General features: G+C 58.7%; 12 protein-coding genes and 1 tRNA gene. 10 read left to right on the top strand and 3 right to left on the bottom strand.

Annotated features, from left to right (window positions below; genetic code table 11):
* Nucleotides 1–60 precede the first annotated feature (60 nt).
* Entirely contained in the window at nucleotides 61–1,290 is a 1,230-nt protein-coding gene (locus A8O26_RS18530) for a multifunctional CCA addition/repair protein (protein WP_064119265.1), read from the top strand.
* An 82-nt stretch (nucleotides 1,291–1,372) separates the two neighbouring features.
* Here A8O26_RS18530 and folK read toward each other — a convergent pair whose 3' ends face one another.
* Together folK and folB are read right to left on the bottom strand one after the other, a co-directional pair.
* The gene (folK, locus tag A8O26_RS18525; RefSeq protein ID WP_064119264.1) at nucleotides 1,373–1,891 is read right to left on the bottom strand and encodes a 2-amino-4-hydroxy-6-hydroxymethyldihydropteridine diphosphokinase; all 519 of its coding nucleotides are present in this window, start codon (nucleotides 1,889–1,891) and stop codon (nucleotides 1,373–1,375) included.
* On the bottom strand, nucleotides 1,882–2,238 hold the full coding sequence (folB, locus tag A8O26_RS18520) for a dihydroneopterin aldolase (protein WP_064119263.1): 357 nt from the start codon (nucleotides 2,236–2,238) through the stop codon (nucleotides 1,882–1,884). Before folB ends, folK begins: the two co-directional genes overlap by 10 nt.
* A 74-nt stretch (nucleotides 2,239–2,312) precedes the next feature.
* Here folB and plsY point away from each other — a divergent pair, with 74 nt between their 5' ends.
* Nucleotides 2,313–2,882, top strand: a complete 570-nt coding sequence (plsY, locus tag A8O26_RS18515; protein ID WP_064119262.1) for a glycerol-3-phosphate 1-O-acyltransferase PlsY — start codon at nucleotides 2,313–2,315, stop codon at nucleotides 2,880–2,882.
* Between the two features lie 23 nt (nucleotides 2,883–2,905).
* On the opposite strand, the gene tsaD is transcribed toward plsY, so the two are convergent.
* Nucleotides 2,906–3,931 carry a tRNA (adenosine(37)-N6)-threonylcarbamoyltransferase complex transferase subunit TsaD gene (gene tsaD / locus A8O26_RS18510; RefSeq protein ID WP_034155077.1) on the bottom strand — a complete coding sequence of 342 codons (1,026 nt, stop codon included), beginning with the start codon at nucleotides 3,929–3,931 and terminating at the stop codon, nucleotides 2,906–2,908.
* A gap of 199 nt (nucleotides 3,932–4,130) precedes the next feature.
* Between tsaD and rpsU the strand changes: the two genes are divergently transcribed.
* The 8 genes from rpsU (at nucleotide 4,131) to A8O26_RS18470 (ending at nucleotide 16,066) form a co-directional block, all read left to right on the top strand.
* Nucleotides 4,131–4,346 (top strand): 30S ribosomal protein S21, encoded by a 216-nt coding sequence (rpsU, locus tag A8O26_RS18505; RefSeq protein WP_002551877.1) that lies wholly within the window; start codon nucleotides 4,131–4,133, stop codon nucleotides 4,344–4,346.
* Nucleotides 4,347–4,830: 484 nt separating this feature from the next.
* Nucleotides 4,831–6,795 (top strand): DNA primase, encoded by a 1,965-nt coding sequence (dnaG, locus tag A8O26_RS18500; RefSeq protein WP_064119261.1) that lies wholly within the window; start codon nucleotides 4,831–4,833, stop codon nucleotides 6,793–6,795.
* A 67-nt stretch (nucleotides 6,796–6,862) separates the two neighbouring features.
* A complete protein-coding gene (gene rpoD, locus A8O26_RS18495; protein ID WP_064119260.1) occupies nucleotides 6,863–8,707 on the top strand; it encodes an RNA polymerase sigma factor RpoD in 1,845 nt (614 codons plus the stop codon).
* 126 nt (nucleotides 8,708–8,833) lie between these two features.
* The gene (locus A8O26_RS18490) at nucleotides 8,834–12,580 is read left to right on the top strand and encodes a bifunctional diguanylate cyclase/phosphodiesterase (RefSeq protein ID WP_064119259.1); all 3,747 of its coding nucleotides are present in this window, start codon (nucleotides 8,834–8,836) and stop codon (nucleotides 12,578–12,580) included.
* Between the two features lie 15 nt (nucleotides 12,581–12,595).
* Nucleotides 12,596–12,672, top strand: a tRNA-Ile gene (locus A8O26_RS18485).
* Nucleotides 12,673–12,876: 204 nt separating this feature from the next.
* Entirely contained in the window at nucleotides 12,877–13,416 is a 540-nt protein-coding gene (locus A8O26_RS18480; RefSeq protein ID WP_064119258.1) for a PBECR2 nuclease fold domain-containing protein, read from the top strand.
* A gap of 282 nt (nucleotides 13,417–13,698) precedes the next feature.
* Nucleotides 13,699–14,160: an Lrp/AsnC family transcriptional regulator gene (locus A8O26_RS18475; protein ID WP_064119257.1), complete on the top strand. Its 462-nt coding sequence runs from the start codon at nucleotides 13,699–13,701 to the stop codon at nucleotides 14,158–14,160.
* 223 nt (nucleotides 14,161–14,383) lie between these two features.
* Entirely contained in the window at nucleotides 14,384–16,066 is a 1,683-nt protein-coding gene (locus tag A8O26_RS18470; RefSeq protein ID WP_008085177.1) for a flavin monoamine oxidase family protein, read from the top strand.
* The last annotated feature ends 9 nt before the right edge of the window (nucleotides 16,067–16,075 follow it).

The following is a 16,075-nucleotide window of genomic DNA, read 5'->3' as shown; positions in this document are numbered from 1 at the left end:
GCTTCCGGCCTCCGAAAGTTCGACGCAAGGGTTATCCTGTCGGGCTAACGGAGGTTTTTTATGCAGATTTTCAAGGTTGGCGGCGCGGTTCGTGATCGCCTGCTCGGCAAACCGGTCACGGATATCGATTGGGTCGTGGTCGGCGCTACCACGGAAGAAATGCTCGCCAAGGGTTATCGCCCGGTCGGTGCTGATTTTCCGGTGTTCCTTCACCCAAAAAGCGGTGAGGAGTACGCCCTCGCCCGCACCGAACGCAAAAGCGGACGCGGTTATGGCGGCTTCACCTTTCACGCCAGTCCTGAAGTGACGCTTGAAGAAGACCTGATCCGCCGCGACCTGACCATCAACGCCATCGCTGAAGACGATCAGCAGAATCTGACCGATCCATACCACGGTCAGCGCGATCTTGAAGCGAGAATCCTGCGTCACGTATCCCCGGCGTTCGCCGAAGATCCCCTGCGTGTCCTGCGTGTAGCCCGCTTCGCGGCGCGTTATGCAGGGCTCGGTTTTAGCGTTGCGCCGGAGACGCTAGAGCTGATGCGTCAGCTCAGCGAGTCCGGTGAACTGGAGGCGTTGACCGCCGAACGCAGCTGGAAAGAAATTTCCCGTGCACTGATGGAAGATCAACCGCAGGTGTTCATTCAGGTGCTTCGCGACTGCGGCGCGCTGAAGGTGCTGATGCCGGAAGTCGACGCACTTTTTGGTGTGCCACAACCGGAAGCGCATCACCCGGAAATCGACACTGGCCTGCACACGCTCAGCGTGCTCGAGCAATCGGCACTGCACAAACAACCGCTGACCGTACGCTGGGCATGTCTGCTGCACGACCTCGGCAAAGGCCTGACACCCGAAGCAGAGTGGCCACGGCACATCGCCCATGAGCACAAAGGGCTGAAGCTGATCAAAGCGGTCAACGAACGTTTCAAGGCACCGAAGGACTGTCAGGAATTGGCTTTGCTGGTAGGCCAGTACCATACCCACGGGCACCGGGCGCTGGAGCTCAAGGCTTCGACCTTGCTGGAGTTGTTGCAGAGTTTTGACGTGTATCGCCGGCCACAGCGGTTCGAAGAGTTTATCGCTGCGTGCGAAATGGATGCTCGAGGCCGCAAGGGGCTGGAGCAGAGAAGTTATCCACAGGCGGAATATTTGCGTGGCGCGGCGAAGGCTGCGCGGGAAGTGGCGGTTCAGCCGTTGCTGGAGAAAGGATTCAAGGGGCCGGAGCTGGGCGAAGCGCTCAAGCGTGAGCGTCTAAAGGTTTTGAAGGCCTACAAAGACGCGGCGTCAGTCTGAAAACCTTCGCAAGCGACCTCGCTCCCACAGGGAATGCTTGCCAAATGTGGGAGCGAGCCTGCTCACGAAAGCGTCCGTCAGATCAGCGCAAATCCGAAGGCGTGAGCTCCTCGCCACGCCACTCGAACGCCACCGGCGCCAGCACCTGATCAATCTGCGCGTCAGCCCACAACGTCGCAAAGCTTTTTCCCACGCCCGGATGCACGCGATCCGGCGCAATCAGCGACAGCGGCCACAGCACAAAAGCGTTTTTCAGGATTTCCGCACGCGGCAAAACCAGACCGTCGAAGTTACCCGCCAGATCGCCATACAGCAGCACGTCGATATCCAGCGGCAAGCCCTTGCGATCCGGGGCATAGCGGCCGTTATCCGCCTCAATGAATTTCAAGCGACGGTCCAGCTCCATCAACGGCAGGTCGGTATACGCCGACACCACGAAATTGAAGAACGGCCCGCTCTTGATGCCCACCGGCTGACTCTCGAACACCGCCGAACAGCGGATATCCACCAGAAACGTCGCCAACGCGTCGAGACCTGCACGCAAATGGGTTTCGCGCTCGATATTGCTACCGAGCCCGAGGTAGACCTGAGTCAGCGACATCCGCGCTCGATCTCCACACCCACGCCACCCTTGGCAGCGGGAACCGCGCCAGGCTTGGTCAGCTTCAGACGCACCCAACTGATCTTGAATTCATCCATCAGCACCTCGACCAGACGCTCGGCGAAGGTCTCGACCAGTTGAAACTGCGCTTGTTCGGCAAAAGCCTGAATCCGCGTGGAAACGCTGGCGTAGTCGAGCGCCAGGGTCAGGTCGTCACCGGCAGCAGCCGGGCGATTGTCCCAAGCGAAGCTCAGATCAAGACGCAGGCACTGTCGGATGCCGCGCTCCCAGTCGTAGGCACCAATGACGGTGTCGACTTCCAGGCCCTCGATAAACACTCTGTCCAAGCACTTCTCTCCACTGCACGACAAGGGCGCGATGCGCCGTTAGAATCAGGGCTTCCTCGCCCGGAATAGTTAGCATGTTTTGGTTACTGGCGACTCTCGCCTACCTGCTCGGCTCGCTGTCCTTCGCCATTTTGCTCAGCCGCCTGACCGGAAACCCGGATCCGCGAATGAGTGGTTCGGGCAATGCCGGCGCCACCAACATGCTGCGCCTGGTCGGTCGCAAACTGGCGATCCTGACCCTGCTCGGTGATTTGTGCAAAGGCCTGGTGCCGGTGCTGATCGCCTCGGCTGTCGGCCTTTCGCTGCAGGATCAGGCGTGGATCGGCGTGTGCGCCGTGATCGGTCACCTGTTCCCGCTGTATTTTCGCTTCCGTGGCGGCAAAGGTGTCGCCACCGCCGCCGGCATGCTGCTGGGTCTGTATCCCCCCGCCGCGCTGCTGGCCGTGTGCGCCTGGCTGCTGACGTTCTACCTGACACGCACCAGCTCCCTCGCAGCGTTGATCGCCACGCCGCTGACCCTGCCGCTACTGGCCTGGCAGGAACCGGAGGCGCTGTTACCGATGAGCGCGCTGACCTTGCTGATCGTCTGGCGTCATCGCGGCAATCTACGCGACCTGTTTGCCGGGCGCGAACGGCATTTTTAAATACCGTCCATGAGCGCCACTGATCACAACGCCGACAACTGCTCCATTGGCCAGCGCGCCTGCACGCTGATCGCCAGACTTTCCTGCTGACCGGCCTGCAAACGCTGGCAACCGGCAAACGCGATCATTGCGCCATTGTCGGTGCAGAATTCGGGACGCGCGTAAAACACATCGCCCTTCATGTCGCCGAGCATCTTCTCCAGCGAAACACGCAACGCCTTGTTCGCGCTGACGCCGCCAGCGATGACCAGACGCTTCATGCCGGCCTGCTTCAGGGCACGCTTGCACTTGATGGTCAAAGTCTCCACCACGGCCTGTTGGAACGCCAGCGCGATGTCGCAACGGGCTTGCTCGTTGTCGTCTCCGGCGCTGACGCACTGCTGCCAGGCGTTGAGCGCAGAGGTTTTCAGACCACTGAAGCTGAATTGCAGGCCCGGGCGATCGCACATCGGACGCGGGAAGGTAAAACGTCCGGCGACGCCCTTCTCTGCCAACTTGGCGATTTCCGGTCCGCCCGGATAATTGAGGCCCATCATTTTCGCGGTCTTGTCGAACGCCTCACCGGCCGCGTCGTCGAGCGTCTCGCCGAGCAGGCTGTATTGGCCGATGCCATCGACCTGAACCAGCTGCGTATGACCGCCGGAGACCAACAAAGCGACGAACGGGAATTCTGGCGGTTTCGGCTCCAGCATCGGCGCCAGCAGGTGACCTTCCATGTGGTGCACGCCAAGGGCCGGAATGCCCCAGGCAAACGCCAGCGCCTGAGCGCAGGAAGCACCCACCAGCAACGCGCCAACCAGGCCAGGACCCGCGGTGTAGGCGATCGCATCGATCTCGGTCGGCACGCAGTCGGCTTCGGCCAACACCTGACGTATCAAGGGCAGCATGCGTTTGACGTGGTCCCGCGAGGCCAGCTCCGGCACTACGCCGCCATAAGCGCGATGCAGGTCGATCTGGCTGAACAGCGCGTCGGCCAGCAGGCCGCGTTCGCTGTCGTATAATGCGACGCCGGTTTCGTCGCAGGAGGTTTCTAATCCCAGTACTAGCATGGGTTTGCGCCTTGTTTAGGCTGACTTCGAAGGCGCGCATAATAGTCGCCGCGTGATGCCCCGACCAGCGGTTTTCGATCAGAGGCTTTGCATTCCGAGCGATGAGGGGTTAACATCCGCAACCCTTAAAAACCGACGTCTTCAAGTGCTCTTTTGCCGCGAGGATGTTGACCCCGGTAATGAATGAAGGTAGCTCTGGATGCCAGCCGTCAAAGTTAAAGAGAACGAACCCTTCGACGTAGCTCTGCGTCGTTTCAAGCGCTCCTGCGAAAAAGCCGGTGTACTGGCTGAAGTTCGTAGCCGCGAATTTTACGAGAAGCCAACTTCTGAGCGTAAGCGCAAAGCAGCAGCCGCTGTTAAGCGTCACGCCAAGAAAGTTCAGCGCGAACAGCGCCGCGCCGTTCGTCTGTACTAATACACAGACGTTCGTAGCAAGCTTCTTGCCTAAGCCCGGCCCTCAGCCGGGCTAATGGCATTTGCGTAAAACGCTTGATGCTTCACCGTCGAAGCCGCACACGCGACCGAGACAAATCTGCTTCACGCGTCAGACCTGGCTCTTTTGCCAGCGGTGCACGTCTTTTCTGACGAGCCTTTCAAGGCTACTGACGAGCACACCCACTGATTCCTCTCACGACGATCAGCCCAAGGCACCTGCATGCGTGCCCGCTTTATTGAGCTATCCGAGGCCTCAACCGGCCGTCAGCGGATTCAGCGCAACACTTTCAAATAGTCGAAAACTGATGAGCACTAACGTCAGTGGATTTTCGGCAGATACACTTCCCGACAGCGATTACGCAGACGACACCGGTCGAGCCGCCTTTTTTGCGCGCCTACAGTAACGACCCGCGTCCGGATGCCCTTCGTATCGGACTATTTACAGCGCAGACGACGAGAACGCCATGGCCGGGCTGATTCCCCAGAGCTTCATTGACGACCTGCTGAACCGCACCGACATCGTCGACGTGGTGAGCTCGCGCGTGCAATTGAAGAAGGCCGGCAAGAACTACACCGCCTGTTGCCCGTTTCACAAAGAGAAAACTCCATCCTTCAGCGTCAGCCCCGACAAGCAGTTCTATTACTGCTTCGGCTGTGGCGCCGGCGGCAACGCCCTCGGCTTCCTGATGGATCACGACAACCTGGATTTCCCCCAGGCTGTCGAAGATCTGGCGAAAGCTGCCGGCATGGAAATCCCCCGCGAAGAAAGTGGTCGCCCGCACAAACCGCGCCAGCCGACCGATTCGCCGCTGTATCCGCTACTCACCGCTGCCGCCGACTTTTACCGGCAAGCCCTCAAGAGCCATCCATCACGCAAAGCTGCGGTGGATTACCTCAAGGGCCGCGGTTTGACTGGCGAGATCGCCCGGGACTTCGGTCTTGGCTTCGCACCGCCGGGCTGGGACAACCTGTTCAAGCATTTGAGCAGCGACACGCTTCAGCAAAAAGCCATGATCGATGCAGGCCTGCTCATCGAGAACGCCGAAACCGGCAAACGCTATGACCGCTTCCGCGATCGCGTGATGTTCCCGATCCGCGACACCCGCGGGCGCATCATCGCTTTCGGTGGCCGCGTGCTGGGCGACGACAAGCCCAAATACCTGAACTCACCGGAAACCCCGGTATTTCATAAAGGCCAGGAACTTTACGGCCTCTATGAGGCACGCAAGAACAACCGCAACCTCGACGAGATCATTGTCGTCGAGGGTTACATGGACGTCATCGCCCTCGCCCAGCAGGGCCTGAAAAATGCCGTCGCGACGCTGGGTACCGCCACCAGCGAAGAACACTTGAAGCGCCTGTTCCGCGTCGTGCCTAACGTTTTGTTCTGTTTTGACGGTGACCAGGCCGGCCGCAACGCTGCCTGGCGCGCACTGGAAGCAACACTTTCCAGCCTGCAGGACGGGCGCCGCGCACGATTCCTGTTTTTGCCTGAAGGTGAAGATCCGGACACGCTGGTTCGCGCCGAAGGCACCGATGCCTTCAAGGCCCGGATCAATCAGCACGCGCAGCCGCTGGCAGATTATTTCTTCCAGCAACTGACCGAAGAAGCCGACCCGCGTTCGCTCGAAGGCAAGGCCCACATGGCCACCCTCGCCGCGCCGCTGATCGACAAAGTACCGGGCGCCAACCTGCGTATTCTGATGCGTCAGCGCCTGACCGAAATCACCGGCCTGAGCAGCGAAACCGTCAGCCAGCTGGCGCAAAGCGCGCCACAGGAAGCGCCGCCCGCCTACGATCCGGGCATCGATTACGACGCAATGCCGGACTACAGCGACTATCATCAGCCGCAGGCACAGGACATGTATGTGCCGCAGCAGGAGTGGACGCCGAAGAAACCCGGTGCCGGCGGCAAGAAGTGGGACAAAAAGCCCTGGGACAAGAATGGCAAGCGTGGCGGCGATCGCGATCAGCAACGCCCACGCACGCCAATCGGCGTCGAGTCGCCGACCCTGACCGCCCTGCGCACACTGCTTCATCACCCGCAATTGGCCGAGCGCGTCGAGGATGCCGGGCACATTGCGGACGAAAATCAGACCAACGCCCAACTGCTTGTGGCGCTGCTCGAAGCCGTACAGAAGAATCCCAAGCTAAACTCATTTCAGTTGATCGCGCGATGGCACGGCACTGAACAGGGTCGCCTGCTCAAGGCACTGGCGGAAAAGGAATGGCTGATTGACGGAGATAACCTTGAACAACAGTTTTTCGACACCATTACTAGCTTGTCAGCCCGCCAACGCGAGCGAAATCTGGAACAGTTACTCAGGAAAGCGCGTCAAAGCGAACTGAGTACAGAAGAGAAAAATCAACTGCGCGACCTTTTAAGTCGCAATGTTTCCGCATCAAACCCGACCTCAACTGGCGCGTGAGGTCATAGCTCAGGTATAATCCTCGGCTTGTTTTTTGCCCGCCAAGACCTTCAGTGGATAGGGTGTTATGTCCGGAAAAGCGCAACAGCAGTCTCGTATTATTGAGTTGATCAAACTGGGTCGTGAGCAGAAGTATCTGACTTACGCCGAGGTCAACGACCACCTGCCCGAGGATATTTCAGATCCTGAGCAGGTGGAAGACATCATCCGCATGATTAACGACATGGGGATCCCCGTACACGAGAGTGCTCCGGATGCGGACGCCCTTATGTTGGCCGACGCCGATACCGACGAGGCCGCTGCGGAAGAAGCAGCCGCTGCGTTGGCAGCGGTGGAGACCGATATCGGTCGCACCACTGACCCGGTGCGCATGTACATGCGTGAAATGGGTACGGTCGAGCTTCTGACTCGTGAAGGCGAAATCGAAATCGCCAAGCGGATCGAAGAAGGCATTCGTGAAGTGATGAGCGCCATCGCGCACTTCCCTGGCACGGTTGACCACATTCTCTCCGAGTACACCCGCGTCACCACCGAAGGTGGTCGCCTGTCCGACGTCCTGAGCGGTTATATCGACCCGGACGACGGTATTGCGCCGCCTGCCGAAGTGCCGCCGCCTGTCGAAGCGAAAGTGGCGAAAGCCGACGACGAAACGGACGACGATGAAGCCGAATCTTCCGATGACGAAGAAGAAGCCGAAAGCGGTCCGGATCCGGTCATCGCTGCGCAGCGCTTCGGCGCCGTGGCTGATCAGATGGAAATCACCCGCAAGGCCCTGAAAAAGCACGGTCGCAACAACAAGGCAGCGATTGCCGAGTTGCTCGCACTGGCCGAGCTGTTCATGCCGATCAAACTGGTGCCGAAGCAATTCGAAGGCCTGGTCGAGCGTGTTCGCAGTGCCCTGGATCGTCTGCGTCAGCAAGAGCGCGCGATCATGCAATTGTGCGTACGTGATGCACGTATGCCACGCGCCGATTTCCTGCGTCAGTTCCCGGGCAACGAAGTCGACGAAAGCTGGTCCGACGCCCTGGCCAAAGGCAAGAGCAAGTACGCCGAAGCCATCGGTCGCGTGCAGCCGGACATCATTCGTTGCCAGCAGAAACTGACTGCTCTGGAAACCGAAACCGGTCTGACCATCGCAGAAATCAAGGACATCAACCGTCGCATGTCGATCGGTGAGGCCAAGGCCCGCCGCGCGAAGAAAGAGATGGTTGAAGCCAACTTGCGTCTGGTGATCTCGATCGCCAAGAAGTACACCAACCGCGGCCTGCAATTCCTCGATCTGATCCAGGAAGGCAACATCGGCCTGATGAAAGCGGTGGACAAGTTCGAATACCGTCGTGGTTACAAGTTCTCGACTTATGCCACCTGGTGGATCCGTCAGGCGATCACTCGCTCGATCGCCGACCAGGCCCGCACCATCCGTATTCCGGTGCACATGATCGAGACGATCAACAAGCTCAACCGTATTTCCCGGCAGATGTTGCAGGAAATGGGTCGCGAACCGACCCCGGAAGAGCTGGGCGAACGCATGGAAATGCCTGAGGACAAGATCCGCAAGGTATTGAAGATCGCTAAAGAGCCGATCTCCATGGAAACGCCGATCGGTGATGACGAAGACTCCCATCTGGGTGACTTCATCGAAGACTCGACCATGCAGTCGCCAATCGATGTCGCCACTGTTGAGAGCCTCAAAGAAGCGACTCGCGAAGTACTGTCCGGCCTCACTGCCCGTGAAGCCAAAGTACTGCGCATGCGTTTCGGTATCGACATGAACACCGACCATACGCTCGAAGAAGTGGGCAAACAGTTTGACGTAACGCGTGAGCGGATCCGTCAGATCGAAGCCAAGGCGTTGCGCAAGCTGCGCCACCCGACGCGAAGCGAGCATCTACGCTCCTTCCTCGACGAGTGATACCAGAACCCCCGGCCCAGGCCGGGGGTTTTGTTTTATGGCAGATTAAATTCCTCGCGTCACCCTCCCCGCTGCTTACCCCGTCTACACTCGAAACAATCATCCCCGAGCCATAACGAGAGCGTTATGCCCAGATTGGCGTCCGTGCTTTTTTTGCTGTCACTGATGATCTGGACCGCAACGGCTGACGCGCTGACTCTGACCGATGAAGAACGTAGCTGGCTGGCGGCTCACCCGGACTTGCGCCTGGGTGTTGACGCGTCGTGGCCGCCCTTTGAGTTTCGTGACGATCAGGCCCGTTATCAGGGCCTGGCGGCGGACTATATCGATGTGATTCGCCAGCGTCTGGCGATCAAACTCACACCGATCGAGCCGGTAAGCTGGACGGTGGTCCTGGAACAAGTCAAACAGGGCAAAATCGACCTGCTGCCAGGCATCATGTCGACCCCGGAGCGTCAGAACTATCTGGCATTTACCCGGCCTTATCTCGACTTTCCGATCGTCATCCTTGCCCACGTCGGTGGCGCACAACCGCGCAAGCTCGACGATCTGTACGGTCTGAAGATTGCCGTAGTGGAAAACTACGCGCCGCATGAGCTCTTGCGCACCCACCATCCGGACCTGAATCTGGTCGCCATGCCCAATGTCAGCTCGGCACTGCAAGCGCTGGCGACCGACGAAGTGGACGCCGTCGTCGGCGATCTCGCCTCCAGCGTCTGGAGCCTGCGCCAGCTCAAACTCGACGGCTTGTATGTCAGTGGCGAAACCCCGTACCGCTATCAATTGGCGATGGGCGTGCCGCGCGACAACAAGATGCTGGTGGGCATCCTCGATAAAGTTCTCGCTGACATGAGCCCGGATGAAATCAGCAGTATTCAGGAACATTGGGTCGGCAACGTCCTCGATCATCGGACATTCTGGTCAGATCTTTTGGTGTATGGATTACCCGGGCTGACGCTGTTGGTGATCGTGCTGGCCGTGGTCATCCGCATCAACCGCCGCCTGAGCTCGGAAATCGCCCGGCGTATTGATCTTGAACAGGAATTGCGCAGCAGCGAATACCACTACCGCGGGCTGGTGGAGAGCTTGTCGGCGATTGCCTGGGAAGCGCGGATGAGCGACTTCACCTACAGCTATGTGTCACCGCACGCTGAAGACTTGCTCGGCTATCCGCTCTCGCATTGGTTGATCCCCGGGTTCTGGCGCAACATCATCCACCCGGCGGATCTGACCCGCGCGCAAAGCTTCTGCGACCACGAAGTGCTGGCCGGGCGCGATCACAGCCTTGATTACCGGGTGATCACCGCCGATGGCCGCTGCCTGTGGGTACGCGACATCGTCAGCCTGATCGAACACGGCCATGAACCGGTGATGCGCGGACTGATGATCGATATCAGCGAAACCAAGCGCACCGAGGAAGCATTGCGCCTGTCCGAGCAGAAATTTGCCTCGGTATTCCAGCAATGCCCGGACATTCTGGTGATCGCGCGACTGTCCGATGGTTGCCTGCTGGAGGTCAATGAAGCCTTTGAAGAACAGATCGGTTTGAAAGCCGAAGAAGTCGTCGGCCAAACCGCCACCAACCTGAATATCTGGGGCATTCCCGGCGTCGGCCCCGGGCTGTTGCAGCGTTTGCAGGCCGGCAGTATCCGCAACCTGGAAATGCCCTTTCGGCGCAACAATGGTCAGCTGTTCACTGGGCTGATTTCCGCTGAGCCATTCGACCTCGACACCACGCCGGCGCTGGTGGTTGTGGTACGTGACATCACCCAGCTCAAGGAAACCCAGCAACAACTGCAAACCTCCGAAGAAAAATTCGCCAAGGCATTTCACGCGTCCCCGGATGGTTTGTTGCTGTCGCGTCAGAGCGATGGCTTGCTGCTGGAAGTCAACGAAGGCTTCAGCCGCATCACCGGCTTCAACAGCGCCATGTCGGTGGATCGCTCGGCGCTGGATCTGGGTATCTGGGTCAACCTCAACGAACGCAAACAGATGCTCGATTTGTTGCACCGTGATGGTTTCGTTCGTGACTTCACCTGCCACATCCGCCGCAGCGACGGACAGATTCGCCTTTGCGAAGTGTCCAGCCGACCACTGCCGATCGGCGATGAAGACTGCATGCTGACCATCGCCCGCGATATCACCGAACGCCATCTGATGCAGGAAAAACTGCAACAAGCCGCGACCGTATTCGAAAGTACCGCGGAAGGCGTATTGATCACCGACACGCAACAGCACATCAGTGCGGTCAACCGCGCGTTCACCGAGATCACTGGCTACAGCGAAAGCGAAGCCCTCGGCCATACGCCGCGCCTGCTCGCTTCCGGCCTGCACGACAGCGCCTTTTATGCGGCGATGTGGCACCAGTTGACCGACGAAGGTCACTGGCAAGGCGAGATCTCCAACCGGCGCAAAAACGGCGAGCTGTACCCGAGCTGGCTGACCATCAGCGCCGTGCGCAATCGCGACAAATTCATCACGCACTTTGTCGCGGTGTTTGCCGACATCTCCAGCCTCAAACATGCGCAGGCGAAACTCGATTATCAGGCGCACCACGACCCGCTCACCGGCCTGCCCAACCGTACGCTGTTCGAAAGTCGCTTGCTGATGGCATTGAACAGCCAGCAAGAAAATGGCAGCCAGGGCGCGGTGTTGTTCCTCGATCTCGACCGCTTCAAACACATCAACGACAGCCTCGGCCACCCGGTCGGTGACCTGCTGCTCAAGGGCATCGCGGTGCGTTTGAAAGAACAATTGCGTGACATCGATACCGTCGCGCGCCTGGGCGGTGATGAATTCATCATCCTCCTGCCCGGTCTGCAGCAAGCCAGCGACGCCGACAATATTGCCACCAAGCTGCTCAATTGCTTTGGCGCGCCCTTCCAGGCCGGCGAGCATGAGTTTTTTATCAGCGCCAGCATCGGCACCAGCCTCTATCCGCGCGACGGTTGCGACGTCGCCACACTGGTAAAAAACGCCGACGCCGCGATGTATCGCTCCAAGGCCAAGGGTCGCAACCGCGTCGAAAGCTATACCCGCGACCTCACCGCCCAAGCCAGCGAACGCGTGGCCCTGGAGCACGAACTGCGTCGGGCGATCGAGCGCGATGAACTGTTCCTCTACTACCAGCCGAAAATCAGCCTGGAGGACCACAGCCTGGTCGGTGCCGAAGCACTGATTCGCTGGCGCCACCCAACGTTTGGCGATGTGCCGCCGGAGCATTTCATTCCGCTGGCCGAAGAGAACGGCATGATCCTGCAAATCGGCGATTGGGTGCTGGAAACCGCCTGCCGGCAGATGTTCGAGTGGAGTCAGGTCTACGACAGCCTCGGTCCGCTCTCGGTGAACCTCGCCGGCGCGCAACTGCGCCAGCCGAATCTGCTCGGACGCATCGAACAACTGCTCAACGACAACGGCCTGATGCCGGATTTACTGCAACTGGAAATTACCGAGAATTTCATCATGAGTCAGGCCGAAGAGGCGCTGGCGGTGCTGCACCAACTCAAACACCTCGGCGTACAACTGGCGATCGACGACTTCGGCACCGGCTATTCCTCACTCAGCTACCTCAAGCGCCTGCCGCTGGACATCCTCAAAATCGACCAGTCATTCGTCCGCGGACTGCCCGATGACCCCCACGATGCGGCGATTGTCCGCGCCATCATCGCCCTCGGCCGAAGCATGCAATTCACTGTCATTGCCGAAGGCGTGGAAACCCAGGCACAACAACAATTCCTCGCCGCCGAAGGCTGCGAACAGATCCAGGGCTACATCGTCAGCTTGCCGCTGCCACCGGAAGAGTTCGCCGCAACGTTTCTTCGTGTAACCGTATCGGATTATTCGGATAGCACAGCCGAGAAACCGTCGCTATAATCCGCGGCCTACTGAGGGCCTATAGCTCAGTTGGTTAGAGCAGAGGACTCATAATCCTTTGGTCCACGGTTCAAGTCCGTGTGGGCCCACCAAACATGAAGAAGCCGCGCTAAATGCGCGGCTTTTTCATGGGTGAGTGATCGGGGTTCCAGCCTTGGCGAGCACATTATTAGGAATACAACCGCAAGGTCTGTAGGAATGTTCCGAAGCTATGTTTTCTCTGCCTCCTGTGTCTTGTTGACCTTTTCTCCAGACGAGTAATCTCCGGACGCCACCGCTCGTTCAGGATTGTTTTCATGCTGGTGAATACAGCGCCATTGATAAAGGAAGCGGCCGACCAACAAACCTGGATCGATCTCGCGTTACCCGATCTGAGAACGTTATCGAGAGAACTTCGATCAGCCGCAATCGAAGAGGTAAAAAGGGCTGAAGACACAGAGGGCGCCCACGAGTCCGTATTGGCCGTTACTATTCTCACGCCCATTGGAAACGTTGCAGTCATGCGCGACAAACTGGCCCACATCGTCGAGAAACGCCCAGACTCCCGAGAACGTTATGTTCAACACGCCATCGATACGCTAACGGGGCCTTTCGAAGTATGGAAAGTCCTCTACGATAACGGCGGACACCGGATGGTATTCATCAATGCCTATGAAGCAAAAAATGACATGCTTGTCGTAGTCGATGTGCGAAACGGACACGTCCTCTGGAATTTCATGCACGCTCCGGCAGGAGCGATGAACAAACACCGCCGAGGCGATCTTTTGTACAAGCGGTACATTCTTGAATGTCAAAGAAAGGGCAGCCATTGGCTGCCCTTGATGTTTGAATCCTGATATTTACATCCTCAGGAAATGGGATGAAGAGGTCTCACCTTACACCGACGTTGCAGCATCGCTGAGGTACCTACGTCCGCTAATACCCTGCAAGGCAGCAGATTTCGCGCTCTTGCTGGCATTCTTGATAAAGAGGCCAGGCAAGTCAAATCAAAAATCCGATGTATTGTTTCAACGCAACGATAACTCGAAGCCTGGGTGAAGCGTTCAAACATCGCCTGCAAGCGTGTCGCTGATAGCGCCTGTAACATGCACAACTTCCCCCAGCCATGGAGCCGCCCCTTGCCCGACACCCGCCCCCCCGTGCTTGATGAAATCGACCGTCAGCTAATCGCCGCCCTGCAAATCAATGCCCGCGAAAGCGTGGCCATGCTTGCCCGGCAACTAGGCATTGCGCGCACCACCGTGACGTCGCGACTGGCGCGGCTGGAAAAAGCCAAGGTGATCACCGGTTATGGTGTGCGTTTGGGTCAGCGGGTGGTCGATGGCGGCTTGCAGGCGTATGTCGGGATCAAGGTGCAGCCGCGTTCCGGCAAAGAGGTGGTTCGCCGGTTGAGTGCGATGGCGCAGGTGCAGCAGTTGTGTGCGGTGAGTGGCGAGTTTGATTATGTGGCGTGGTTGCGCACCGACTCGCCGGAGCAGCTGGATCAGTTGCTGGATCAGATTGGCGGGGTGGACGGGGTGGAGAAGACGACAACATCGATTATCTTGAGTAGCAAGATTGATCGCGGGCAGCCGGTTTAAGGTTTTGATCGAGCTTCTCGAGTGAATTTCAGAGCCTCTTCGCGAGCAGGCTCGCTCCCACATTTTGGTCGGCGTGTAGTCACCGCTCGTCATATTGATCGATAATCTGGCAAAACGACGACACTTTGCGTCTTATTAACGTGTTCCACGCTCTCTAGAATGGCTGGCATCTTTTCCTATACTCAGACGCGCATCCCGCGTCGGGTCGCCAGCAAGGTCAGCCATGAACAAGAACAATCGCCATCCTGCAGACGGTAAGAAACCAGTCACCATTTTCGGTCCGGACTTTCCGTTCGCCTTTGACGACTGGATCGAACACCCGGCCGGCCTCGGCACTATTCCTGAACACAATCACGGCGCCGAAGTGGCAATCGTTGGCGCAGGTATTGCCGGTCTGGTCGCCGCTTACGAGTTGATGAAACTTGGCCTGAAGCCAGTGGTTTACGAGGCGTCGAAACTGGGTGGCCGTCTACGTTCACAAGCCTTCAACGGCACGGACGGTATCGTCGCTGAACTCGGCGGCATGCGTTTCCCGGTGTCGTCCACCGCGTTCTATCACTACGTCGACAAGCTCGGTCTCGAGACCAAACCCTTCCCGAACCCACTGACGCCGGCCTCTGGCAGCACCGTGATCGACCTCGAAGGTAAAACCCATTACGCACAGAAACTGGCGGATCTTCCTGCACTGTTCCAGGAAGTGGCTGACGCCTGGGCGGATGCGCTGGAGGCCGGCTCGCAGTTTGCCGATATCCAGCAAGCCATCCGCGACCGCGATGTGCCACGTCTGAAAGAGCTGTGGAATACCTTGGTGCCACTGTGGGACGACCGCACCTTCTATGACTTCGTCGCCACCTCGGAAGCCTTCGCCAAACTGTCGTTTCATCACCGCGAAGTGTTTGGTCAGGTCGGTTTCGGCACTGGCGGCTGGGACTCGGACTTCCCCAACTCGATGCTGGAAATCTTCCGCGTGGTAATGACCAACTGCGACGATCACCAGCACCTCGTGGTCGGCGGCGTCGAACAAGTGCCGCAAGGTATTTGGCGGCATGTGCCGGAGCGTTGCGTGCACTGGCCTGAAGGCACCAGCCTGAAATCCCTGCACCGTGGCGCGCCGCGTTCCGGCGTGAAGAAAATTGCCCACGCCCCGGATGGTCGTTTCGCGGTTACCGACAATAACGGCGACACCCGCGAATACGCCGCCGTGCTGACCACTTGCCAGAGCTGGCTGCTGACCACGCAGATCGAATGCGACGAAACCCTGTTCTCGCAGAAGATGTGGATGGCCCTCGACCGCACTCGCTACATGCAGTCGTCGAAGACGTTCGTGATGGTCGACCGGCCGTTCTGGAAGGACAAGGACCCGGAAACCGGCCGCGACCTGATGAGCATGACCCTCACCGATCGCCTGACCCGTGGCACCTATCTGTTCGACAACGGCGACGACAAACCGGGGGTGATCTGCCTGTCGTACTCGTGGATGAGCGATGCGTTGAAGATGCTGCCGCACCCTGTGGAAAAACGCGTTGAACTGGCCTTGAACGCGTTGAAAAAGATCTACCCGAAAGTCGACATTGCCGCGCGGATCATTGGCGATCCGATCACCGTGTCCTGGGAAGCCGATCCGTACTTCCTCGGCGCCTTCAAAGGTGCCCTGCCCGGCCACTATCGCTACAACCAACGCATGTACGCGCACTTCATGCAGGACGAGATGCCGGCCGAACAGCGCGGGATTTTCATCGCTGGCGACGACGTGTCGTGGACACCGGCATGGGTGGAAGGCGCGGTGCAGACCTCGCTCAACGCGGTGTGGGGGATCATGAAACATTTCGGTGGTTCGACACATAAAGCGAACCCGGGCCCGGGTGATGTGTTCAAAGACATCGGCCCTATCGCCCTGCCCGAGTAAGAGGAATCC

This window comes from Pseudomonas fluorescens (assembly GCF_001648775.1).
Classification (GTDB): Bacteria; Pseudomonadota; Gammaproteobacteria; order Pseudomonadales; family Pseudomonadaceae; genus Aquipseudomonas; species Aquipseudomonas fluorescens_M.
This window is presented reverse-complemented; position numbering and strand designations above follow the sequence as displayed.

Excerpts from the sequence above, each read along its gene's own strand:
- folK (WP_064119264.1), bottom strand. The coding sequence starts at position 1,891 with ATGTCGCTGACTCAGGTCTACCTCGGGCTCGGTAGCAATATCGAGCGC.
- rpoD (WP_064119260.1), top strand. The coding sequence starts at position 6,863 with ATGTCCGGAAAAGCGCAACAGCAGTCTCGTATTATTGAGTTGATCAAA.
- dnaG (WP_064119261.1), top strand. The coding sequence starts at position 4,831 with ATGGCCGGGCTGATTCCCCAGAGCTTCATTGACGACCTGCTGAACCGC.
- A8O26_RS18530 (WP_064119265.1), top strand. The coding sequence starts at position 61 with ATGCAGATTTTCAAGGTTGGCGGCGCGGTTCGTGATCGCCTGCTCGGC.
- plsY (WP_064119262.1), top strand. The coding sequence starts at position 2,313 with ATGTTTTGGTTACTGGCGACTCTCGCCTACCTGCTCGGCTCGCTGTCC.
- A8O26_RS18470 (WP_008085177.1), top strand. The coding sequence starts at position 14,384 with ATGAACAAGAACAATCGCCATCCTGCAGACGGTAAGAAACCAGTCACC.
- A8O26_RS18490 (WP_064119259.1), top strand. The coding sequence starts at position 8,834 with ATGCCCAGATTGGCGTCCGTGCTTTTTTTGCTGTCACTGATGATCTGG.
- rpsU (WP_002551877.1), top strand. The coding sequence starts at position 4,131 with ATGCCAGCCGTCAAAGTTAAAGAGAACGAACCCTTCGACGTAGCTCTG.
- tsaD (WP_034155077.1), bottom strand. The coding sequence starts at position 3,931 with ATGCTAGTACTGGGATTAGAAACCTCCTGCGACGAAACCGGCGTCGCA.
- A8O26_RS18480 (WP_064119258.1), top strand. The coding sequence starts at position 12,877 with ATGCTGGTGAATACAGCGCCATTGATAAAGGAAGCGGCCGACCAACAA.